This window comes from Rhizomicrobium sp. (assembly GCA_037200985.1).
GTDB lineage: Bacteria > Pseudomonadota > Alphaproteobacteria > Micropepsales > Micropepsaceae > Rhizomicrobium.
The window spans coordinates 964,020-984,084 of record JBBCGJ010000001.1 but is presented as its reverse complement, the minus strand read 5'-3'; the positions used below and the strand labels follow the sequence as shown (position 1 = coordinate 984,084).

The following is a 20,065-nucleotide window of genomic DNA, read 5'->3' as shown; positions in this document are numbered from 1 at the left end:
GGTCTTTTGCGGGGGCGACCGGCGAAGGTCAAGGCGGCGTCGGAAAACTAGTTTAGGCGCTCGGGACGGCCGAAATGATGACGACCGCCTGGGCGAGCGGAAAATCGTCGGTGATGGTGAGGTCGATCTGGGCGGTGTGGCCCTTGGGCGTGATCTCCTGAAGGCGTTTTAACGCGCCGCCTGTCAGCTTCATCGAGGGCTTGCCGCCCGGCAGGTTCACCACGCCCATGTCGCGCCAGAAGACGCCGCGCCGCAGGCCCGTGCCGAGCGCCTTGGAGCAGGCCTCCTTGGCGGCGAAGCGCTTGGCGTAGGAGGCGGAGCGCTGGGCGCGCCGGTCGGACTTCTCGCGCTCGAGCGGCGTGAAGATGCGGCCGAGGAAGCGCTCGCCGAAGCGCTCGATGGATTTGTCGACGCGGCGGATATCGATGAGGTCGGAACCCAGGCCGATGATCATGGCGCCGTCTTGGGCCTCGAAAAGGACAGGAGCAGCATGAAAGCTCCGCCGCCCAGGCACAACAGGGCGAGGCCGAGGAAAGTGGGGCCGATGGACCTGGTCACGGCGGCGCCGAGGCCGACGATGACGCGGGGGTGGAGCCTGGCCAGGGTGGGCGCGGCGCGGCCGACGCGGAACCGGACCTCGTAGGTGTGGCCGGCCTCGCCGCGGAAGGTACCGAGCGCGTGATAGAGCGGCGTCTGGTCGGACGGTTCCTGCGCGTGGTCGGCATAGGCGCGGAACGCCGCCAGCTTGGCGGCCGCCGCCTTGGGATCGGTCGCGGCCTGAACGTCTTTCCAGCGGGCAAGGCCGCTCGTGCCGCTCGCGACGCGGGTGCCGGCTTCGCCGACGGTCCAGGCCACGTCGAGCTCGGGCGCGCGGCCGAGGCACAGCGCCTCGAAACCGGGCTCGGCGGTCAGGCAGCCGAAGGCAAGAACGCCGTCGCCGCGATCGAGCTGCAGCAGCAGATCGTGAGGCCCGCTCAGGCGGAGCGTGAACGGGCGGCTCGCGATCGTGGCGCCGGCCTCCGCGAGCGGCAGGCGCATAGCAAGGGCCTGGGTGCGCGACGGCGCGTACCACCACTCCAGCGCCGCGAAGGCGCCGGCGCCGGCAAGCGCGAAGGCGATGCCGAGGATCATCAGCACGCGGCGCGGGATACGGCGCGACAGGAGCAGGATCGCGGCGACGGCGATGAGCACCGGCAGGAGGATGTAGAAATTCAACACGCGCGCGCTTCGTCCATCAGCGCCCGCATGCGGCGGATGGCGGCGTCAAGGCCGACGAAGATCGCCTCGCCGATGAGGAAATGGCCGATGTTGAGCTCGCGGATTTCGGGGATGGCGGCGATGGGCCCCACGTTGTCGTAGGTCAGGCCGTGTCCGGCATGAATTTCGAGACCGATGGAGGCGCCGTAGGCGGCGGCCTTGTGCAGCCGTTCGAGGATGCGGTCCTGCTCCGTGCCTTGCGCGTTGGCATAGGCCCCGGTGTGAAGCTCGACCACGGGGGCGCCGAGCGACGCGGCGGCATCGAGCTGCTCACGCGCGGGCTCGATGAAGAGCGAGACGCGGATTTCCGCGGCGCCGAGGCTGCGCACGATGGGCGCCAGATGATTGTGCTGGCGCGCCGCGTCGAGGCCGCCCTCGGTGGTGATCTCCTCGCGCTTCTCCGGAACGATGCAGGCGGCGTGCGGCCTGGCGTTCAGCGCGATGACGTGCATCTCGTCGGTCGCCGCCATTTCCAGGTTAAGCGGGATTTTCAATTCGCGCGAGAGCCGCTCGATGTCGCTGTCGGAGATGTGGCGGCGGTCTTCGCGCAGATGCGCGGTGATGCCGTCGGCGCCGGCGTCCTGCGCCAGGAGCGCGGCACGCACCGGATCGGGATAGGCGCTGCCGCGGGCCTGCCGCACCGTGGCGACATGGTCGATGTTCACGCCGAGACGGAGCTTCGTCATGGCGCCCGCTCCCGCAGTGCGACCGCCAGCTTGCGCAGCGCCAGGGTCTCGCGCGCGTCGCGGATGAGACGATGGACATGGGCGCGGAACGCCCTCTGTTCCGCCGTATAGGCGCCATGGGTGACGGCGTTGCGGTTGCCGGGTCGCGCGCCGGCGTGATTCTTCCTTTTCTTTCCGTGGTTTACCGGATTTTCGGCAATATAATTGTTTTCGAGATCGCGCGATTTGCGCCGGTATCGCGGCATGCGCAGACGGGCCGCGGCAAGCGCGGGCGGCAGGACGAAGGAGTCGTGGTCGGTTCTCATGACGCGATTGTACGACGGTTTCGGCGCTGTTGGATAAGTCGCGCGCGCATGGCTCTTACGCCGGTGGCGGACCCGGCGGCGGCTTCACGTCGACATTGTGGAAGGAGGCGATGCCCCAGGCGCCGCGATCCTTGACGAAGACCTGGAGCAGCCTGGTGTGCAGCGCGCCGTCCGGGCTGGTCACGCCGGGCGGCAGATGCGCGATGCCCGAGACCGCCGCCTGGCTGTCCACCGTCGCCACGTCCGGCCGCAGGAAGCGCAGATGGGTGACGGTCTGGCGCAGCGTGGTGCCGCGATAGATGGTCGAGAAGATGCGCGCATGCTGGTCCTCGAACGGATCGTGGCCGACGAAGACCTGGCCGAAGATGTTGGTGAAGACGCAGTCGGGGAGAACGGCTTTCGAAAAGGCGGCGGCATCGCCCTGCCCCCAGGCGGCGTCCTCGGCGGCGATCAGGTTCTCGATGGCCTTGGCGTCGGTCGGATCGAATGCGGACATGAAGACCTCCAGGGTACGGCGATCCTGCGGTGGCGAGCCGGCAGATTTGTGACAAGGGTCAGGCCAGACCGCGGCTGCCGGGTTTGACGGCGAGAACATCTTTCAAGTGCGAAAAACAACTTATCTCAACGGGCTTCGAGGTTCATGCGGTGGGCTTTGGTCGGTAGTCGCGGGGGTCGATGCATGAGTTGTACATCGCTTCGTCAATTTTCACCCAGTCCGTCCTGTCGATTCCACGCTTCGAGCTTGCGTTCGGACCATGTGGGAACGCGCTGACGACTTTAATCCATCGCTTCATTTCGATCGAGATTTGCCTGACTTCTTCGACCACCTCGCACAAATTCGACCACCTCGCACAAATCTTGGTCCTGACTGTAAATCACAGCCACGTTGAAATTGCCTTTTCTGGCATACGAAACCACATCCAAAGCTAGCCGAACATCAATTCCCTTTTCTTGCGGTGTGGTGTGCACGGTCTGTACCCCTCCGATTTCTACGATGTCCTTCCGGTACCGAAGCGGACGCGTCGTCGTGACTATCCCCGCACGCTTCATTGCGAGAATCCGATTAGACCAATAACTGGCCCACATTTGACTTTCTGCTGCGTTCGGAACGCCCGTGTAAAACCGTATGAGATTGGGAGACCAGCCATTCGCCGCGCAAACAGCGGCGTGCAATTTCACCAAATCGTAATTTGGATGGAAGTGCCCAAACGCGGCCTTTGCATGCTGAAAGAGATTCTGTCCATCAACAAAGGCCATTGCGAATTTGCGATCTGGCTCGTCTACCATGAGCAGCAGAAAGCAAAACCCCGCCGGGGGCCGCAAGCAGCCAAGTCCGACGGGGGGTTAATGCCATACACTAGATGCATATCGCTGACCAAATCGTCAATAAGGAGCCCCAAAAATAGGAGCTTTTTGGCGGAAATTAGCCAATAAAATACGCGGAATTGCCGAGAACACACACACATATGCCCATCGGCGCGGGGTTGTCATATTGTAGGTTCTAAGACGTGACGCAAGTTCCGATTCTTGTCCGAGTCGGTCAAATATATTGCCACTACGCCAGGCCGCGGCTGCCGGGTTTGATGGCGGGGGTGTCGCGCAGATGCGGCGGCAGCTTGTCGGCCTCCCAGGCCGGGACCTTCAGCGTGGTCAGCGCCACGAGCTTGACCCCGACCTTGGCCTTGCCGCCGGAGCGGTCGATCAGGCAGCAGGCGGCGACCGGCCTGCCGCCGGCGGCGCGGATCGCCTCGATGCATTCGCGCGACGACACGCCGGTCGAGACGATGTCCTCGACCATCAGCACCGGCTGGTTCTTTTCGAGATGGAAGTTGCGGCGGAGCTGGAACTTGCCCTCGACGCGCTCGACATACATCGCCGGCACGCCGAGCTGGCGGCCCATCTCGTAGCCCGGCACGATGCCGCCCACCGCCGGCGAGACGATGGCGGTGAAGGGCGTCTTGACCTCCTCGCGCACCTTGGCAGCCAGCGCCTTGCACAATTTGGCGGTGCGCCTGGCGTCCTGGAAGACGAGCGCCTTCTGCAGGAAGGTGTCGGCGTGCAGGCCGGACGACAGGATGAAATGGCCCTTGAGCAGGGCGCCGGCCTTCTCGAATTCGGAGAGGACTTGTTCTGGGGTCATGGTCCGACTCGCTTTTACAAACTCAAATTGTCATGGCCCGCGAATGCGGGCCACCCAGTTGACGTCGCTGCGTCATTTGGATCGGGGAAAACTCCGCAACCGATTCCGGCGACACCAGGGTCGCCCGCATTCGCGGGCGATGACACCGTTATGGCGGGGCAGCGCCGATCTAAGCCGCCTCCTGCTCCCGCACGCGATCCACGGACTCCACCGCCGCGTTCACCCGCAGCGCGCCCAGGATGTTCTGGAGGTGCGGCAGGTCGCGGACCTCGATGTCCACGGTGAACTCGAAGAACAGCGGATTGCGGTTCGTCACCTTCATGTTGAAGATATTGCCGCCATTGTGGGCGATCACGCTCATCACCGCCGCCAGCGAGCCCGGCGCGTTCTTCACCCGCACCGCGACGCGAGCGATGGAGGGACCGCCCTCGGCGGCGTGGCGGCCCCAGGAGACGTCGATCCAGTCCTCGATCGAATCCTGCGCCTTTTCGAGCTCGGCGCAGTCGATGGTGTGGATCACCACGCCCTCCCCCGGCGTCGGCAGGCCGACGATGCGGTCGCCCGGCAGGGGATGGCAGCACTGGCCGAGGCGGTAGGAAATCCCTTCCGTCATGCCGCGGATCGAGACCGGGCGCTTGGCCGCGGGCTCGGCGAAGGCGGCGCGCTTGCGCCGCTCCGGGTCCTTCTTGAGCTCGGGGAAGACGGCTTCGAGCACTTCCTGGCCGCGCAGCGCGCCGCGCCCGACCTCGGCATAGACGTCCTCGGCCTTCGACGCATGCAGCTTCTTGGCGACGTCGGCGATGGCCTTCTCGGTCAGCTCGGCGCCCTCGTCGGCGAAGACCTTCTTGAGGATGTTGCGCCCGAACTTGACGTGCTCGTCGCGCTGGGCGTGACGCAGGAAGCGGCGGATCTCGCCGCGGGCGCGGCCGGTGACGACGAACTGCTCCCAGAGCGGCGACGGCGTCTGCTCCTTGGTGCGGATGATCTCGACCTGGTCGCCGTTGCGCAGCGGCGTGTGCAGCGGCACATGCACGCCGTTGACCTTGGCGCCGACCGTCGAATTGCCGATGTCGGTGTGCAGCGCATAGGCGAAATCGATCGGGGTGGCGCCGCGCGGCAGCGAGATCAGATCGCCCTTCGGCGTGAAGCAGAAGACCTGGTCCTGGTACATGGAGAGGCGCGAATTCTCCAGGAAGTCCTCGGCGCTGTCGCGCTCCAGGAGGTCGACCATGTCGCGCAGCCAGCCATAGGCGCGGTCGTCGCCTTCCGAGGCGACGTGCTCGCGGTAGCGCCAATGGGCGGCGACGCCGCGCTCGGCGATGTCGTGCATCTCCTGGGTGCGGATCTGGACCTCGACGCGCTGCTTCTCCGGGCCGATCACGGTGGTGTGGATCGAGCGGTAGCCGTTGGTCTTGGGCGTGGAGATGAAATCCTTGAAGCGGTCGGGCACCATCTGCCAGCTCGTGTGCAGCACGCCGAGCGCGCGGTAGCAATCGTCCTCGTGCCGGACGATGACGCGGAAGCCGAAAATGTCCGACAGCGCCTCGAAATTGAGCTGCTTGCTCTGGAGCTTGCGCCAGATCGAGAACGGCCGCTTGGCGCGGCCATAGACCCAGGCCTCGATGCCGTGCTCTGCGAGCTTGCGCTTGATCTGGTCGGCGATGCGCCCGATGCGGTCGCCGCTGTCGCCTTCCAGGCGCTTCAGATGCGTGACGATGGAATTGCGCTCGTCGGGATTGAGCTCGGCGAAGGCGAGGTCTTCGAGCTCCTCGCGCATGTTCTGCATGCCGATGCGGCCGGCGAGCGGGGCGTAGATGTCCTGCGTCTCCTGCGCGATGCGGCGGCGCTTCTCCGGCTTGGGGATGAAGCCCAGCGTGCGCATGTTGTGCAGCCGGTCGGCGAGCTTGACCAGAAGGACGCGGATGTCGGACGTGATGGCCAGCATCAGCTTGCGGAAATTCTCCGCCTGCTTGGTGCGCTCGCTGAAGAGTTCGAGCTGGGAGAGCTTGGTGACGCCGTCGACCAGATTGGCGATCTCCTCGCCGAAATTGGCCTTGATGTCGTCATAGGTGGCGAGCGTGTCCTCGATCGTGTCGTGCAGCAGCGCGGTCACGATGGTCGCCACGTCGAGCTTGAGGTCGGTCAGGATCGCGGCGACTTCCAGCGGGTGGGCGAAATAGGGGTCGCCCGAGGCGCGGAACTGCTTGCCATGCGCCTTCATGGCGTAGACATAGGCCTTGTTGAGCAGGCCCTCATCGGCGTCGGGATCGTAGGCCTTGACGCGGTCGACGAGCTCGGTCTGGCGCATCAGGCGGCGGCGGACCTTGGGCTTGGCGTCGGGCGCGCGGACGGGCTCCGGCGCAGGCGAAACCTGCTCCGCGGCCTTTGTGTCGGGCGCTGCCGGTGTGCTCATGCACGTAATATAGGCGCGAAATCCGCCACCGCGATAGCGCCGGCCGCAACTCGGCTCGCGACCGCACCCTGCCCCGCGCAAAAAACCGTGACGACCGCCACGCCGCGCCCGCTGAAACCCGATGCGCGCGCGGCGCGGCCTGGCGGGGTTTCGCCGTCAGTCCGGATCGAGCTTGCTTTTCGATATCGAGCCCGTCGCCTTGAAACTCCGCGTCGGCCCATTCGGGTCGTAGACATAAAGATCGTTGCAGGTCGCCGTGCCGCCCGATTCGACCCATACCATGCATTGGACGACATCGCCCGGCTCGATGTCGGGATCGGTGCATTTGTCCTTGAGCGTGAGGGTTTTGGTTTTGCCCTCCGCGATATGGTCGTCGTTCGCCTGGTCCGTATAGCTCTTGTCGGTCGGGCCTTTGTACAGCGCGTGGATATCGATCACGAAAGGTCCGTCGCACTTCACCTCCAGAGCGCCGACGCGCGGAAAGAGTGCCGTCGGAACGCCAAACGTCCAGGCGATGGCACCGCCGGCGGGCGAGCCGAGGCCCGTGCAGGCGTCCCAGCCCGGGGTCGCCTCGTACCCCACCTCCGCATCGTACACGTTGTTGCCCGATGTGATGTCGTTGAAGGTCGCGCCGAAATACTGGGGCGGCGGCGCAGGCGCTTTGTAGAGCTTGCCGTTCATGAAGCCGAGCGCGGTGCCCAACTGCCTGTTGCAGATGGCGATCAGCCCCGCCCAGAGCGGGGCGACGGCGCTGGTGCCGCCCACCACGCACGGGCTGCCGCCAACCAGGATATTGTAGCCCACCACCGGCGAGGCATGGCCGGAGACGTCCGGCACGCCACGGCCGGTGAGCGCGGCAGCGGAGCCGCCGGCCGGGGTCGCGGTAATCCCGGTTTGCCAGACCGGCACGGGAAAGAGGGTGCTCACGCCGCCGCCGGTCGCGCCATCGTCGGGCGCGTCGTTCCAGACCGTTTCCGGAGAGCCATTGCCGATGCGGGTACCGCCGCACGCCAGCACATGGGGGCTCGACGCGGGAAACAGCACGGTGTCCGCCGTCCCATAATAGGTCGCTCCGCCGTCGCCAGAAGCGGCGGTGACCGTGATGGCCATCGCGCCGGCCGACTCGCATGCTTCGTCGAACGCATCGAGAAAGTCCTGCGAATAGGCCGTCTCCGAGGCGCCCCAACTGATCGAGATCACCGAAGGTTTGTTCGTTTCGTCCGCGACGGCGGTGGTGAGCGCGTCGAGAAAGCCTTGATCGCTATTGGGTGCGAAGTAGACCGCGATGTTCACGCCGGGCGCGGCGGCCCCGATCACCTGGATGTCGAGCGCCACCTCATAGTCGGGACTGTCCGGCGGTATGCTTCCGGGCTCGCCGGGCGCGTTCGTGCCATCGTCCACCGAAACGGCGACGACGTTGGGCGGCGTGAGATTCAAGCCCGCGAAGTAGGTCGCGATGTCCGTATCCCAATAGCCCCCGCCCAGCTCGATGATGCCGACCGTTTGCCCCAGTCCGCAGCCGGCCGGGAAAGCATACATGCTCGCGATCTCATTGGGGTAGAAGGAGCCGCCGCTCGCGGTTTCGGCGCGCGCGCGACGAAAGGCCGGCTTCGCGATCGGCCGGTTGTCGAGGCCGAAGACGGCCTGGACGATGGGCGCGATCTCCGTGGGCACCGAAACCGTGCCGGCAAAGCCGTGGAACGTCTTGCCGGAGGCGCTCGCGTAGTCCTGCAGCGTGACGCCGAAGGCGCGCTGCATGGCGTCGACCGTCCCGCGCAGCAGGACGGTCCGGCGCGCCAGGCTGGAGGCCGGCTCGTCGACGGCGAGGCCTTGCGCGCGCGCGAACAGACGAAGCCGGTCGAAATCGGCCGGGTCGGCGGCATGATTTTTCAGATATTCCTCGCGCGGGATCCGTCGCTCGAGCGCGTCCGGCGGGAGAGGATTCTTCCGGCGGAGGATCACCGAGACGGCGATGACCTTCTGCGGCGGGGTCGGACCGACGATCGAGGCGTCGCGCGGCGCGGCGCGGGTGCTGCGGCTGAGGTCGGTGCGTCCCGCGGACGTGTTCGTCATGAGAGTGTCACCTTCGGCGCTATCTTGTCTTGGCAGACGCGCAATTCCGATGGACGTCCATCTTTGTACTATATTTTTCTCTACTTCGTTTATTTGCCGATATCTTAATACAGATGGCTTAATACCTCCAAATAAATGTGAGTCCACTTTCCGGAGATTTTATCGAGGCAGGAACGGCGGGCGGCGGTCGCATGTGCCAGGTCTCGTCGCCGGCGTCTTGCTTGCGATCCCGAAAAAACGCGCCGCCGTTCTCGCTCTCCCGGCATGCGATGGCGGCACGGACGCCGGCCGCCCAGATGGGGACGCCAAAAAGCGAAAAAGCCGGGACGCGAGTCCCGGCCTTTCCAATCGATGCAAGGCGTTGCGAGCTACTCTTCGTAGTCCGCTTCCGGCTCCGGCTGGGGCTCGGCGCGGCGCTGGGCTTCGGAGGTGAGGGCGCGCAGCAGCTCTTCCTCGGTGACGGCGCGGAACGTCGAGTCCTCGCGCTGGTCGTCGGTGTCGGGACGCGCCTCTTCCGGCTCGTCGACATCGGCATGCTTCTGGAGGGACTTGATGTACTCCTCCTTGGTCTCGTCGGGCTTCACTTCTTTGGCGGCGATCTCGCGCAGCGCCACGACGGGGTTCTTGTCGCGGTCGCGGTCGACCAGCGGCTCGGCGCCGCCGGAGAGCTGACGGGCGCGGAAGGCCGAGATCAGAACCAGGTCGAAGCGGTTCGGGACCTTGTCGACGCAATCTTCAACGGTGACGCGAGCCATGGAAATCCTTGTCTTTCTATGGTCTTAGCCGCGCGGAGGGGCGCAAATCGGCACAAGACCGGGCAGAAGGCGGCGGAAGCTATAGACTGTCGCGGTGCGAAGCAAGGCCGACCCGTCAGCCCAGCACATACTTGCCCGGCCAGATCCCGTCGCGCGGGCGGTAGACGCTGGCGTTCAGGATGTATTCCACCTCGTCCGCGGCGTTGCGCAGCGGCATATAAAGCGTCTCGGCCCAGTCGAAACGGGCCTGCGCCACCTCGCGCCGGATCGAACCGCGAAAGCCCACCGGCGCGCGCCGGAGGCGGACCAGATCGTAGGACCGCTTCAAGACATCGCCGAATTGCGACCATGTCGGCGACGCAATCAGTTCGCTGATCCGGGTGCCCTGGGAATTGACGCCATAGGCCTGGACATGGACGTCGCCGACGACGCGGAATTCGTAGTCCGCCCCGCCGTCGATGACCTTCACGAGGCTGACGTTCCGCAAGAGCCGGCCGAGCGGGCGCGGCAGCACGTCCTCCCGCGTCGGCATGGCGTGCGCGCCGCGGCGCGCGTTCCAGACGGCGAGGACGTCGCGAATATCCTGGGATTCGACGTCCCGCGGCGCGATCTCCACGACGGTCGCCTGCCCCGTCACCGAAAAGTCCGGCGTCTCGACATCGTGGAGATGGGGCATGGCGGGTCCGCACGCTAGGTCATCGCCCTCCCGCCGCACGACCTAGACGACAAACGTGAACAAGTCGTTCGACGCGCCCGGAACTATTTCGGCCACAGGATGATCTGGGTGCAGCGGAACAGCGCCATCAGCTTGCCCGTCGTCTCGGCGGTCAATTCGGCGTCCCAGACCTGCGTGGTGCGGCCGTTGTGCACCCGGCGCGCCTCGCACAGCACATTGCCCTCGCGGATCGTGCTCATGAAATTGCATTTGAGTTCCGCCGTGGTGAAGCCGCTGGCGCCCTGCGGCAGGTCGGTGCCGTAGGCGCAGAGCGTGTCGGCCAGCGTCACCAGCGCCGGCGCGAAGAGAAAGCCGATCGGCGCGATCAGCGCGGGCCGCGCCTCCATGCGGGCGCGCATCAGGCCGGGCTCGGCATGGGTGACGATCATCCCGACCATGCCGGGCAGCCGGTCCTGGTTCACCGCGTTGAGCCTTGCGACCCAGGCTTCGTCGTTGGACATGCGCTTACTCCGGCGGCCGCTGCGCGGCCTTGTGCTGTTCCAGCAAGGGATTGATGCGCGCCACCATGTGCCAGGCGCGCGACAAGCCGCGCGCCGCGACGAACAGCAGGCCGGCATTGGCGACGAGCACCAGGCCGGCGCCGTGCTGCTGCGCGAGCGCCTTCACGCCGCCGCCATTGTCGCCGGTCGTCAGGAAATCGAGCGCGAATCGCGCGACGAAGACCGCCGCCGTCAGTACGGTCCCGAACCAAGTCGGCTGGCTCATCACCGTGCCGGTCGCGTCGTCCAGCGTCAGCTCGACATGCTGGGTGGTGAACCAGCCCAGCACGCCGCCGGCGAGGATCGCCGCAACGTAAACCGCGATTTCCAAGAGGCCGGGCGCCTTGCCGCGCCAGATGGCGGAGAGCGCGAGAAACGTAATGATACCAGGGAATATCCAGAGCCGATCCGGCTTGATCCGCTGGGGCTTGGCGCCGCGGCGGACGATGAAATACAGCGCCAGCGCCGGAACGAGATAGGGAGCAAGACCTTTCATGTCGGTTCCTTAATGTTTGGCGGCCGGCACGCCGTGGCGAAGTCGCACGTCGTGATCTATTTTGGAACGGTTGGACTGCGTCCATTGCCGTGCGGGACGGGTTTGCTGCACTATCGCTCCGTTGAGGGGCTCTCAGAAAGGGGACTTTATGTTTTTTAGAACGATGTTGGCTGCCGTCATGGTGGCCGGCCTGGCGATGCTTGCTCCGACGGTCGCAGACGCGGCGGGGCGGCAGAACTTCAACCTGGTGAACAACACCGGCTACACGATCAAGGAAGTCTACGTGTCGCCGGTCTCCACGAACAACTGGGAAGAAGACGTTCTCGGGCAGGACACGCTCGACGACGGCCAATCCGTCCTGATCCGTTTTCCGCATCACGCGGGCGGCTGCAATTGGGATCTGAAGGTCGTCTATGACGACGACACCGACGCGCATTGGGAGAATTTCAATCTCTGCACGATCTCGGAGATTTCGATCAGCTACAATTCCAAGACCGGCAAGACCTGGGCGCATTGGAAGTAGCCGAGCGCGTCCGTTCGAATACCGGAAAACCCGGGCGGCTCTCCGCCCGGGTTTTTCATTGGACTGCGCCCGGCGCGGCGATAGGCTGGCGCGGTCGCATGCGGGAGACGCGCCGATGGCCGATGCCAGAGTCCTGACCTGTCTTGCGCTCGCGGCCCTCCTGGCCGGAACGGCGGCCGCGCCGGCGGCGCCCACCCGGCATTTCACCGAGCCGACGCTCGGCTACGCCATCGCCTATCCGGCGAACTGGACGATCGATACGCATTACGTGTTCGACGCGCTCGGTCCGGGACGCGACATCAAGGGCGTCGCATTCCAGATCCCGGCGAGCCTGGCCGCGGGCACCAATCTCGGCGGCGACACCAGGCTTTCGGTCGAGAGCCTGCCGGGCCGTGACTGCGCGCCGGCGCAGTTCGTCGATCCGGCGGAGAACGTGCACACGCTGCATGCCGACGGCCGCGTCTACGACGTCGCGACCAGCGCGGATGCCGGCGCCGGCAACCGCTATGAGACGACGGTCTTCGTGCTGGAGGGGACTTCGCCCTGCCTCGCGGTGCGGTATTTCATCCACTACTCGGCGATCGAGAATTTCGATCCGGGGACGGTCAAGCCGTTCGATCGCGCGACGCTGACCGCGGCGTTCGACCGCATACGCGCCACGCTCACGCTCGGGAAGTAAGCCGCGCGAGATCGCGCACGTCGCGCGGCAGGGCGGCGATCAGCCCGGCCACGCCCTTGCCCGTGACGGGATGAATCCAGTCCGGCGCGACATCGGCCAGCGGCACGAGCACGAAAGCGCGCTCGGCGATGCGCGGATGCGGCAGCACGGGCGGGCCCGCCTCGACGCGGCCGTCATAGTCGATGAGATCGAGATCGAGCGTGCGCGGCGCGTTCCGGACGGAACGGACTCGGCCGAAAGCCGTTTCCGTATCGTGCAGGATTGCCATCAGCGCGTGTGGCGTGCGCTCGGTCGCAACCCGCGCAATCGCATTGACGAAAGGCGGATCGGACGGGTCGGGCCAGGCAGGCGTGACATAGTACGGCGAAACGCCGACGACCTTCGCGCCGCGCCGTTCAATCTCCGTAAGCGCGGCGTCCAATGTTTGCGCCGGAACGCCAACGCGCGATTCAAGATTGGCGCCGAGTGCTATCAATATCATTTGCATGCCTTCGCTCTTGCCAACGAAACGACTTGGCGTAGAAGAACATTTGGCGGTCGGGGGTTATTGCCGGTACGGCCTTTACTTGAACAGGAGCACATATGTTGTTCTATCCGCAGGAAAAGCTGGCCCTATTCATCGACGGCGCCAATCTCTACGGCGCCGCGAAGGGGTTGCAGTTCGACATCGACTATAAGCGCCTTCTGGAGCTTTTCGCGCGCAAGGGCATCCTCGTGCGCGCCTTCTACTATACCGCGGTGGCGGAAGATCAGGAGTTCTCGCCGCTCCGGCCGCTGGTCGACTGGCTCGACTACAACGGCTTCGCGGTGGTGACCAAGCCGCTCAAGGAATTCACCGACGCGCAGGGCCGCCGCCGCGTGAAGGGCAACATGGACATCGAGCTCGCGATCGACGTGATGGAGATGGCCGAGCAGGTCGACCACATCGTGATCTTCTCCGGCGACGGCGATTTCCGCCGCCTGGTGGAAGCGGCTCAGCGGAAGGGACGGCGCGTCAGCGTGGTCTCCACGGTGCGCACCCAGCCGCCTATGGCGGCGGACGAGCTGCGGCGCCAGGCCGACAATTTCATCGAGCTGGAAGAGCTGAAGCCGCAGATCGCGCGCGAGGGCGGGCCGCGCTCGGCCGCCGCGAACGCCGCCGCGGGTTCGAGCCCGCATTACGCGCAGACCGCGTAAGAGGTGACGACACGACTGTCACGGCCCGCGAAGGCAGGCCTTCGAGATGGCGTGCCCTATTGCCGGCAACGGTTCGCACGTCTCGACTGGGTGGCCCGCATTCGCGGGCCATGACAGATTGAGGCGATGGGGAATCGCCCGCCATGACATCCGAACCGCCGAAGACTTGTCCGCTGTGCCCGCGGCTGGCGGATTTCCGCGCCGAGAACCGCGTCGCCTATCCCGACTATTTCAACGCGCCGGTGCCGACCTTCGGGAGCCGCGACGCGCGGCTCCTGATCGTGGGGCTGGCGCCGGGGCTGCACGGCGCGAACCGCACCGGGCGCCCGTTCACCGGCGATTATGCGGGCGACCTGCTCTACGCGACGCTGCTGAAGCACGGGCTGGCGAAGGGCGTGTACGACCGGCGGCCGGACGACGGGCTGGAGCTGGTGCATTGCGCGATCAGCAACGCAGTGCGCTGCGTGCCGCCGCAGAACAAGCCGCTGCCGGTCGAGATCAGGACCTGCCGCCAGTTCCTCATCGCGCTGATCGCGGCGATGCCGCATCTGCGCGCGATCCTGGCGCTCGGCAAGATCGCGCATGACAGCGTGTGCGACACGCTGGGCGCGAAGAAATCGGCGCATCCGTTCCGCCACGGCGGGGCCTATCAGATCGGCAAGATCGCGCTGGTGTCGAGCTATCACTGCTCGCGCTACAACACGAACACCGGCGTCCTGACGACGGAGATGTTCGACGCGGCGGTGAAGGAAGCGAAGATCGCGGCGCTGCACGCGCTGTGACTTACCTCTCCCGCTCGCGGGAGAGGCTAGGAATACCGCTCCTCTTTCCACGGATCGCCTTCGTTGTTGTAGCCGCGGGTTTCCCAGAAGCCGGGGCGGTCCTCGGCGTGGAAGACGATGCGCGTCACCCATTTGGCGCTCTTCCAGAAATACCAGTCGGGCACCACGACGCGCACCGGGCCGCCGTGATCGCGCGGGATCGGCTTGCCCTCCCAGGAATGCGCCAGCAGCACATTGGGATCGGCGAAGACGTCCGTCCTCACATTGGTGGTGTAACCGTCATAGGCGTGGAAGACGATGTGCTTGGCCTCGGCCTTCGGCTTGACGAGATCGAGCATCGTCCTGGACGCGACGCCCTGCCAGTGATTGTCGAAGCGGCTCCACGACGTCACGCAATGGATATCGCTGACGATGTCCTCCTGCGGCAGCGCCTTGAACTGTTCGAGCGTCAGCGCGACGGGATTTTCCACGAGGCCCATGATCTGGAGGCGCCATTTCTCCGGCTTGACGTCGGGCTGCACGCCGAGGTCGAGGACGGGCCAGGTCTTCACTTCCTTCTGGCCGGGCGGCAGGCGGTTGACGTGGCCGAGGTCGGGGCGGCCGGTGATGAGGCGGCCCTGCGCGGCCCAGTCCTGCTTGGAGCGGATGAGCTTGTCCTTGATCTTGCCGAGGAGCGTGGGGTCGTCGTCGCTCATGCGGCGAGGATGCCATAGGCGAGTAGCGAATGGCGAGAGGGGGGCAGGACCGACTCTACTCGCTACTCGCTATCCCTTGTCCCGCATCAGGCGCGCCTTGTCGCGCTGCCAGTCGCGCTGCTTCTCGGTCTCGCGCTTGTCGTGGAGCTTCTTGCCCTTGGCGATGCCGAGCTCGATCTTGGCGACGCCCTTCGGATTGAAATAGAGCCTGAGCGGGATGAGCGTCATGCCCTCGCGCTGGATCGCGGCGGCGAGCTTCGCCGCCTCGCGCTTGTGCACCAGGAGCTTGCGCGAGCGCTTGGGCTCGTGGTTGAAGCGGCTGGCCTGGGTGTATTCGGGGATATAGGCGTTGACGAGGAAAAGCTCGCCGTCCTTGGCGTGGGCGTAGGATTCCGAGATCGTCGACTTGCCGCTGCGCAGCGACTTGACCTCCGAGCCGACGAGCATGATCCCCGCCTCGAGCGTCTCGTCGATGGCATAGGCGTAGCGCGCCTTCCGGTTGTCGGCGACGATCTTCGTGCCGTCGTCTTTCTTCTTCGCCATGCGGCCTTCTGCCCGGTGCTATTTCTTGTCGTGCTTCAGATGCGTGCCGGCCCAGTAGAGCGCGTCGGCGTTCTTGTCGTACACGATATCGCCGAACATGTTGTGCGGGTTGAGCTTGCCGTCCTCGTAGGTCGATGGGAAGTCGCCGTGCAGCAGGCCGCCATCGCTCTTGGCGTGAACGAGATATTTGTCGTCCTTCCGCGCGATGTCGAGCTCGAGGCTGTGGGTCGGCGACACCCAGCGGCCGAGGAACTCGTCGCCCGGTTGCGGCTTCTTTTCGCAGCCCGAAAGACCGAGAGAGAGCGCGGACAACAGGACGAGAGCGGAAATGAGGGATTTCGACATGGATGACTCCGGTGGCTGCGGTCAGATGAGCGATGCGGCGCGCAAGGCGGCGCGCACGCGTTCGCGCGCGACGTCGGTGGCCGCGACGAGCGGCAGGCGGACTTCGTCGGTGCACAGGCCGAGCAGCGAGGCGGCGTATTTGACCGGCGCGGGGCTCGGCTCGCAGAACATCGCGTCGTGCAGCGGCATCAGGCGGTCCTGGATCTCCAGCGCGCGCGCGAAGGCGCCCTGCATGCAGGCGGTCTGGAACTCCGAGCAGAGCTGGGGCGCCACATTGGCGGTGACCGAGATGCAGCCATGGCCGCCATGCGCCATGTAGCCGAGCGCCGTGCCGTCCTCGCCGGAGAGGAGGCGCCAGCCAAGCCCGCAGGCGGCGCGCTCGCGCGTCGGGCGCATCAGATTGGCGGTCGCGTCCTTCACGCCGACGACGTTGGCGATCCGGGAGAGGCGGGCCATGGTCTCCACCGAAATGTCGACGATGGCGCGGCCGGGGATGTTGTAGAGCAGGATCGGGATGTCCACGGCTTCCGCGATCGCCGCGAAATGGCGGTACATGCCTTCCTGCGACGGCTTGTTGTAATAGCCGGTGACGGAGAGCACCGCGTCGGCGCCGACGCTCTTGGCGTGGCGGGTGAGCGCGATGGCCTCGTCGGTAGAATTGGAACCGGCGCCGGCGATGACCGGCACGCGGCCATTCGCTTCCTCGACGCAGAGCTCGATCACCCGCATGTGCTCTTCATGGCTGAGCGTGGGGGATTCGCCGGTCGTGCCGCAGGGCACCAGGCCGTGGCTGCCCTCGGCGATCTGCCAGGACACCAGCCGGCGGAACGCGGCCTCGTCCACCCTGCCGCCGCGCAGGGGCGTGATGAGGGCGGGGATGGAGCCTTTGATGCTTTCGCGCGTGAACGCCATGACGGCCTGCCGGTTGATCGTGGCGAAACTACAGGGCCGCCAGCGCCAGCCGCAAGGCGGGAACCGCCATGAACCACAGGCGTAACGTATAAAGGCCTCCCGGCCTCGACTTCGCCATATGGCTGTGGTCCCTGAGCCGATCCAACCCGAGGCGATTCATCCATGACTTTTGCCAGGGCCGCCCTGTTCGTGATCGCAATGCCGCTGGCCGCCGCGGCCGCCCAGACCACCCTGCCCGGCGGCCTGACGCAATCGGGCGGCGTGATCATGATGCAGCCAATCCCGGACGGCTCGACCGACGCCGGCTATACGCCCGACCGCGAGCGCCATCCGAGCGCGATCCGCGTGCTGAGCGCCGGCGACCACGACGTCTACAGCCGCGCCTTCGACGCGGCCGACCGGGGCGACTGGACCGCGGCGCGCGGCCTCGCTCAGCAGGGCCATGATGCGACGGCGACGCGGCTTATCACCTGGCGCTACCTGCTGGACAAGAACAGCGGCGCGGGCTTTTCCGACATCGACGGCTTTCTGAAGAACAATCCGGACTGGCCGCTGCACGACACGCTGCTCGCCCGCGCCGAGGCCGCGATGGACCCCGCCACGACGCCGCAGGCGGTGATCGCCTGGTATGGCGGGCGCAATCCGGTCACCGGCCTCGGCATGGTGCGACTGGGCGATGCGATGATCGCGACGGGACGCAGCGCCGCGGGACGCGACCTGGTGCAGAAGGGCTGGATCGTCGGCGACTTCCAGCCGGACCAGGAGCTGGCGATCGTGCGCAAGGATGGCGGGATACTAACTCCCGACATCGACCGGGCGCGGCTCTCCAGTCTGATCTCGCGCGACGACGCGGCGGCGGCGCAGCGCGAGCTGTCGCGGGTGGAGGACGACGTGCAGAAGCTGGGGCGGGCGCGGCTCGCCTTGCGCACCAGCCGCGCGGCGGGGGAGCGGCTGGCGGCCGCCCTGCCGCCAAGCCTCGCGAACGATCCGGACCTTCTGTTCGACCGGGCGCGGGCGGCGCGGCGGGCGGGCGACAATGCGGCGGCGGGCGCGCTCCTGCAGCGCGGGCCGCTCAAGGCCTTCGCGATGGCGCATCCGACGCGGTGGTGGACCGAGGCGAATCTCGTCGTGCGCGGCCTGATCGGAAGCGGAAACTACAGAAGCGCCTATGACGTGATCGACGATACGGGGCTGTCGAGCGGGACGGAGTTCTCCGAATCCGAGTTCCTCGCGGGATGGATCGCGCTTCGGCACCTGAACCGGCCGACGACGGCGCTGGCGCATTTCCGCAAGCTGGAGGCCGGCGTGTCGCGCCCGATCAGCCTGGCGCGGGCGCGCTATTGGAAGGGCCGCTGCTTCGAGGCACAGGGCAATGCGGCGGATGCCTATGCGCAATACAAGCTCGCGTCGCAGGTGCCGGAAAGCTTCTACGGCCAGGTCGCGCTGGCGCGGATCGACGCGACGCCGGTGCTGCACGTCAACGACCTTTCGATCGACGCGCGGGACGCGGCCGACGATTTCGAGAAGGATCCGCTGTCGCGGCCGATCCGCGTGCTGGCCGATCTCGGCCAGGTGGGTTTCGTGCGCATCTTCGCGCTGCGCGACGAGGAACTACACCCCGAACCCAAGCGGGTGAAATACCTGGCGCAGACGCTGACCGATCTCGGCTTCCGCGCCGCGGCGGTGCGCGTTGCGAAGACCGCGAGCTATACGGGAACGACGTTCCTCGCCTTCACCCATCCGGTCATTCTGCTGCCGCCCTATCCGGGCGCCGGCACCGCGCCGGAGCCGGCCTATGTGCTGGGGCTGATCCGCCAGGAGACCGAATTCGATCCCGACGCGGTGAGCCATGCCGGGGCGCGCGGGATCATGCAGATGATGCCGGGCTCGGCGCGGGCGGCGGCGGCGCGGGCGGGCATACCCTACCGGCCGAACGATCTTCTGGTGCCCAATTACAGCATCCAGCTCGGCATGACCGAGTTCCAGGGCGATGTGAGCGATTTCGGCGGCTCGCTGGTGCTCGCCATCGCGGCGTACAATGCCGGGCCGGGCAATGTGAAGAAATGGATCGCGGCGAACGGCGATCCCAGGAGCCCGGGCGTCGATCCGATCGACTGGATCGAGACGATCCCGTTCAACGAGACGCGGAACTATGTAATGCGGGTTCTGGAGAATTCGCAGATCTATCGCGGCCGGCTGGCCGGGCGCGACGTGCAGACGCGCATCCTGATCGATCTCTATGCGCCGAACGCGCCGGCCGTGAAGGTGATTTCGCCTTATCCCGGATAGCGTCTTCGCGGAAGGATCGACTCACGCGGAGCCGCGGAGAACGCGGAGGTTCATAAAGAACTCCGCGTTCTCCGCGGCTCCGCGTGCCAAAAGCGGCGCTGCCGCGCCGAGTCGTTCAGCGGAAAACCGACAGCCATTCGCGGGCGAGGCGCTGGGCCTCGGCGATCTGGCTGGTGTTCATCTCGCGGGCGATGGAGGCGCGCCAGGACTTGGCCTCGTCGCTGCCCTTCAGGGCCGCCAGGTTGAACCATTTGTGGGCCGAGATGAAATCGACCTCGACCCCCTGCCCGGTCGAATAAGCCAGGCCCAGATTGTACATCGCGTCCGGCCGGCCGGTTCTGGCTTCGGTCTCGAACTGCGACAAGGCATCAACATCTATGCACGCCATGACACGTTTGATCTCCTCGGTTGCGAAGGAGACACCCCTCGCGCGCTTCCGATCGTCGCGCAGGAGAAGCTAAGCCAGAGTTAACGGCGTTAACCCTGATTTTAATATAGGGTTAACCCCTTAGGCGATCGGTCCGTGTACGGATTAACACCTCTCCCGCGAAGCGGGAGGGGTAAAAAAACCGCCCCGAGGGGCGGTCTTGGAGGGCGGGCTGGGCCGCGGCGAATGTTCAAGGCATCCGAGCCGCGGCCTTGCCTCGCAGGCGGAGGAACGGTCAGCCGACCGTCCCCTCCGATAGCGACAGCGTTGACCTGATCAACGCCGCTTACTTCTTCTTCTTCGTCTTCTTGGCCTTCTTCTTGACGACCTTCTTCTTCTTTGCCTTCGGCATGA

The 20,065-nt window shown here is 66.0% G+C and carries 25 protein-coding genes; 5 read left to right on the top strand and 20 right to left on the bottom strand.

Translation table 11 applies throughout. The features are described from left to right. Nucleotides 1–52: 52 nt before the first annotated feature. From acpS to WDN01_04480, 13 genes are all read right to left on the bottom strand, one after another. Nucleotides 53–454 (bottom strand): holo-ACP synthase, encoded by a 402-nt coding sequence (acpS, locus tag WDN01_04540; protein MEJ0025279.1) that lies wholly within the window; start codon nt 452–454, stop codon nt 53–55. Continuing rightward, nucleotides 451–1,218 (bottom strand): hypothetical protein, encoded by a 768-nt coding sequence (locus WDN01_04535; GenBank protein ID MEJ0025278.1) that lies wholly within the window; start codon nt 1,216–1,218, stop codon nt 451–453. The genes acpS and WDN01_04535 overlap by 4 nt, the downstream gene beginning before the upstream one ends. Next, nucleotides 1,212–1,943, bottom strand: a complete 732-nt coding sequence (locus WDN01_04530; GenBank protein ID MEJ0025277.1) for a pyridoxine 5'-phosphate synthase — start codon at nt 1,941–1,943, stop codon at nt 1,212–1,214. Before WDN01_04530 ends, WDN01_04535 begins: the two co-directional genes overlap by 7 nt. Then, nucleotides 1,940–2,248, bottom strand: a complete 309-nt coding sequence (locus WDN01_04525; GenBank protein ID MEJ0025276.1) for a hypothetical protein — start codon at nt 2,246–2,248, stop codon at nt 1,940–1,942. Before WDN01_04525 ends, WDN01_04530 begins: the two co-directional genes overlap by 4 nt. A 55-nt stretch (nt 2,249–2,303) precedes the next feature. Further along, the gene (locus WDN01_04520; GenBank protein ID MEJ0025275.1) at nt 2,304–2,744 is read right to left on the bottom strand and encodes an SgcJ/EcaC family oxidoreductase; all 441 of its coding nucleotides are present in this window, start codon (nt 2,742–2,744) and stop codon (nt 2,304–2,306) included. 281 nt (nt 2,745–3,025) lie between these two features. Beyond that, a complete protein-coding gene (locus tag WDN01_04515) occupies nt 3,026–3,505 on the bottom strand; it encodes an NYN domain-containing protein (GenBank protein MEJ0025274.1) in 480 nt (159 codons plus the stop codon). A gap of 298 nt (nt 3,506–3,803) precedes the next feature. Next, nucleotides 3,804–4,388 carry an orotate phosphoribosyltransferase gene (gene pyrE, locus WDN01_04510; GenBank protein ID MEJ0025273.1) on the bottom strand — a complete coding sequence of 195 codons (585 nt, stop codon included), beginning with the start codon at nt 4,386–4,388 and terminating at the stop codon, nt 3,804–3,806. Between the two features lie 169 nt (nt 4,389–4,557). Then, nucleotides 4,558–6,801, bottom strand: a complete 2,244-nt coding sequence (locus WDN01_04505; protein MEJ0025272.1) for a bifunctional (p)ppGpp synthetase/guanosine-3',5'-bis(diphosphate) 3'-pyrophosphohydrolase — start codon at nt 6,799–6,801, stop codon at nt 4,558–4,560. Nucleotides 6,802–6,957: 156 nt separating this feature from the next. Further along, nucleotides 6,958–8,874 (bottom strand): S53 family peptidase, encoded by a 1,917-nt coding sequence (locus WDN01_04500; protein ID MEJ0025271.1) that lies wholly within the window; start codon nt 8,872–8,874, stop codon nt 6,958–6,960. A gap of 368 nt (nt 8,875–9,242) precedes the next feature. Beyond that, complete coding sequence (gene rpoZ / locus WDN01_04495; protein MEJ0025270.1) at nt 9,243–9,629, bottom strand: DNA-directed RNA polymerase subunit omega; 387 nt, start codon at nt 9,627–9,629, stop codon at nt 9,243–9,245. A gap of 115 nt (nt 9,630–9,744) precedes the next feature. Further along, nucleotides 9,745–10,305 (bottom strand): PAS domain-containing protein, encoded by a 561-nt coding sequence (locus tag WDN01_04490; protein MEJ0025269.1) that lies wholly within the window; start codon nt 10,303–10,305, stop codon nt 9,745–9,747. Nucleotides 10,306–10,388: 83 nt separating this feature from the next. Further along, on the bottom strand, nt 10,389–10,805 hold the full coding sequence (locus WDN01_04485; protein MEJ0025268.1) for a PaaI family thioesterase: 417 nt from the start codon (nt 10,803–10,805) through the stop codon (nt 10,389–10,391). Nucleotides 10,806–10,809: 4 nt separating this feature from the next. Further along, the gene (locus tag WDN01_04480; GenBank protein ID MEJ0025267.1) at nt 10,810–11,340 is read right to left on the bottom strand and encodes a hypothetical protein; all 531 of its coding nucleotides are present in this window, start codon (nt 11,338–11,340) and stop codon (nt 10,810–10,812) included. 148 nt (nt 11,341–11,488) lie between these two features. Between WDN01_04480 and WDN01_04475 the strand changes: the two genes are divergently transcribed. Next, nucleotides 11,489–11,863, top strand: a complete 375-nt coding sequence (locus tag WDN01_04475; protein ID MEJ0025266.1) for a hypothetical protein — start codon at nt 11,489–11,491, stop codon at nt 11,861–11,863. A 115-nt stretch (nt 11,864–11,978) separates the two neighbouring features. Further along, a complete protein-coding gene (locus WDN01_04470) occupies nt 11,979–12,542 on the top strand; it encodes a hypothetical protein (GenBank protein MEJ0025265.1) in 564 nt (187 codons plus the stop codon). On the opposite strand, the gene folK is transcribed toward WDN01_04470, so the two are convergent. After that, a complete protein-coding gene (gene folK, locus WDN01_04465; protein ID MEJ0025264.1) occupies nt 12,526–13,023 on the bottom strand; it encodes a 2-amino-4-hydroxy-6-hydroxymethyldihydropteridine diphosphokinase in 498 nt (165 codons plus the stop codon). The two genes, WDN01_04470 and folK, sit on opposite strands and share 17 nt — an antisense overlap. Before the next feature lie 101 nt (nt 13,024–13,124). Here folK and WDN01_04460 point away from each other — a divergent pair, with 101 nt between their 5' ends. Continuing rightward, nucleotides 13,125–13,718: an NYN domain-containing protein gene (locus WDN01_04460; GenBank protein ID MEJ0025263.1), complete on the top strand. Its 594-nt coding sequence runs from the start codon at nt 13,125–13,127 to the stop codon at nt 13,716–13,718. Between the two features lie 143 nt (nt 13,719–13,861). Further along, entirely contained in the window at nt 13,862–14,500 is a 639-nt protein-coding gene (locus WDN01_04455) for a uracil-DNA glycosylase (GenBank protein MEJ0025262.1), read from the top strand. A gap of 26 nt (nt 14,501–14,526) precedes the next feature. Here the strand turns inward: WDN01_04455 and WDN01_04450 are convergent, their stop codons facing one another. The 5 genes from WDN01_04450 to WDN01_04430 all read right to left on the bottom strand — a co-directional run bounded on the left by WDN01_04450 (nt 14,527) and on the right by WDN01_04430 (nt 17,155). Then, entirely contained in the window at nt 14,527–15,195 is a 669-nt protein-coding gene (locus WDN01_04450; GenBank protein MEJ0025261.1) for a sulfite oxidase-like oxidoreductase, read from the bottom strand. 69 nt (nt 15,196–15,264) lie between these two features. Further along, a complete protein-coding gene (smpB, locus tag WDN01_04445) occupies nt 15,265–15,738 on the bottom strand; it encodes an SsrA-binding protein SmpB (protein MEJ0025260.1) in 474 nt (157 codons plus the stop codon). A gap of 18 nt (nt 15,739–15,756) precedes the next feature. Next, complete coding sequence (locus tag WDN01_04440) at nt 15,757–16,083, bottom strand: hypothetical protein (protein ID MEJ0025259.1); 327 nt, start codon at nt 16,081–16,083, stop codon at nt 15,757–15,759. A 21-nt stretch (nt 16,084–16,104) separates the two neighbouring features. Then, the gene (gene dapA, locus WDN01_04435; protein ID MEJ0025258.1) at nt 16,105–16,995 is read right to left on the bottom strand and encodes a 4-hydroxy-tetrahydrodipicolinate synthase; all 891 of its coding nucleotides are present in this window, start codon (nt 16,993–16,995) and stop codon (nt 16,105–16,107) included. Between the two features lie 28 nt (nt 16,996–17,023). Then, the gene (locus WDN01_04430; GenBank protein MEJ0025257.1) at nt 17,024–17,155 is read right to left on the bottom strand and encodes a hypothetical protein; all 132 of its coding nucleotides are present in this window, start codon (nt 17,153–17,155) and stop codon (nt 17,024–17,026) included. Between the two features lie 2 nt (nt 17,156–17,157). Between WDN01_04430 and WDN01_04425 the strand changes: the two genes are divergently transcribed. Then, the gene (locus WDN01_04425) at nt 17,158–19,284 is read left to right on the top strand and encodes a lytic transglycosylase domain-containing protein (GenBank protein ID MEJ0025256.1); all 2,127 of its coding nucleotides are present in this window, start codon (nt 17,158–17,160) and stop codon (nt 19,282–19,284) included. Between the two features lie 115 nt (nt 19,285–19,399). On the opposite strand, the gene WDN01_04420 is transcribed toward WDN01_04425, so the two are convergent. Next, a complete protein-coding gene (locus WDN01_04420; protein MEJ0025255.1) occupies nt 19,400–19,672 on the bottom strand; it encodes a hypothetical protein in 273 nt (90 codons plus the stop codon). Between the last annotated feature and the right edge of the window lie 393 nt (nt 19,673–20,065).

What these genes read in the sequence shown, in the direction of transcription:
- acpS (MEJ0025279.1), bottom strand. Translation starts at nt 454, where the DNA reads ATGATCATCGGCCTGGGTTCCGACCTCATCGATATCCGCCGCGTCGAC.
- WDN01_04530 (MEJ0025277.1), bottom strand. Translation starts at nt 1,943, where the DNA reads ATGACGAAGCTCCGTCTCGGCGTGAACATCGACCATGTCGCCACGGTG.
- WDN01_04525 (MEJ0025276.1), bottom strand. Translation starts at nt 2,248, where the DNA reads ATGAGAACCGACCACGACTCCTTCGTCCTGCCGCCCGCGCTTGCCGCG.
- WDN01_04520 (MEJ0025275.1), bottom strand. Translation starts at nt 2,744, where the DNA reads ATGTCCGCATTCGATCCGACCGACGCCAAGGCCATCGAGAACCTGATC.
- WDN01_04515 (MEJ0025274.1), bottom strand. Translation starts at nt 3,505, where the DNA reads ATGGCCTTTGTTGATGGACAGAATCTCTTTCAGCATGCAAAGGCCGCG.
- pyrE (MEJ0025273.1), bottom strand. Translation starts at nt 4,388, where the DNA reads ATGACCCCAGAACAAGTCCTCTCCGAATTCGAGAAGGCCGGCGCCCTG.
- WDN01_04505 (MEJ0025272.1), bottom strand. Translation starts at nt 6,801, where the DNA reads ATGAGCACACCGGCAGCGCCCGACACAAAGGCCGCGGAGCAGGTTTCG.
- WDN01_04500 (MEJ0025271.1), bottom strand. Translation starts at nt 8,874, where the DNA reads ATGACGAACACGTCCGCGGGACGCACCGACCTCAGCCGCAGCACCCGC.
- rpoZ (MEJ0025270.1), bottom strand. Translation starts at nt 9,629, where the DNA reads ATGGCTCGCGTCACCGTTGAAGATTGCGTCGACAAGGTCCCGAACCGC.
- WDN01_04490 (MEJ0025269.1), bottom strand. Translation starts at nt 10,305, where the DNA reads ATGCCCCATCTCCACGATGTCGAGACGCCGGACTTTTCGGTGACGGGG.
- WDN01_04485 (MEJ0025268.1), bottom strand. Translation starts at nt 10,805, where the DNA reads ATGTCCAACGACGAAGCCTGGGTCGCAAGGCTCAACGCGGTGAACCAG.
- WDN01_04480 (MEJ0025267.1), bottom strand. Translation starts at nt 11,340, where the DNA reads ATGAAAGGTCTTGCTCCCTATCTCGTTCCGGCGCTGGCGCTGTATTTC.
- WDN01_04475 (MEJ0025266.1), top strand. Translation starts at nt 11,489, where the DNA reads ATGTTTTTTAGAACGATGTTGGCTGCCGTCATGGTGGCCGGCCTGGCG.
- WDN01_04470 (MEJ0025265.1), top strand. Translation starts at nt 11,979, where the DNA reads ATGGCCGATGCCAGAGTCCTGACCTGTCTTGCGCTCGCGGCCCTCCTG.
- folK (MEJ0025264.1), bottom strand. Translation starts at nt 13,023, where the DNA reads ATGATATTGATAGCACTCGGCGCCAATCTTGAATCGCGCGTTGGCGTT.
- WDN01_04460 (MEJ0025263.1), top strand. Translation starts at nt 13,125, where the DNA reads ATGTTGTTCTATCCGCAGGAAAAGCTGGCCCTATTCATCGACGGCGCC.
- WDN01_04455 (MEJ0025262.1), top strand. Translation starts at nt 13,862, where the DNA reads ATGACATCCGAACCGCCGAAGACTTGTCCGCTGTGCCCGCGGCTGGCG.
- WDN01_04450 (MEJ0025261.1), bottom strand. Translation starts at nt 15,195, where the DNA reads ATGAGCGACGACGACCCCACGCTCCTCGGCAAGATCAAGGACAAGCTC.
- smpB (MEJ0025260.1), bottom strand. Translation starts at nt 15,738, where the DNA reads ATGGCGAAGAAGAAAGACGACGGCACGAAGATCGTCGCCGACAACCGG.
- WDN01_04440 (MEJ0025259.1), bottom strand. Translation starts at nt 16,083, where the DNA reads ATGTCGAAATCCCTCATTTCCGCTCTCGTCCTGTTGTCCGCGCTCTCT.
- dapA (MEJ0025258.1), bottom strand. Translation starts at nt 16,995, where the DNA reads ATGGCGTTCACGCGCGAAAGCATCAAAGGCTCCATCCCCGCCCTCATC.
- WDN01_04430 (MEJ0025257.1), bottom strand. Translation starts at nt 17,155, where the DNA reads ATGAATCGCCTCGGGTTGGATCGGCTCAGGGACCACAGCCATATGGCG.
- WDN01_04425 (MEJ0025256.1), top strand. Translation starts at nt 17,158, where the DNA reads ATGACTTTTGCCAGGGCCGCCCTGTTCGTGATCGCAATGCCGCTGGCC.
- WDN01_04420 (MEJ0025255.1), bottom strand. Translation starts at nt 19,672, where the DNA reads ATGGCGTGCATAGATGTTGATGCCTTGTCGCAGTTCGAGACCGAAGCC.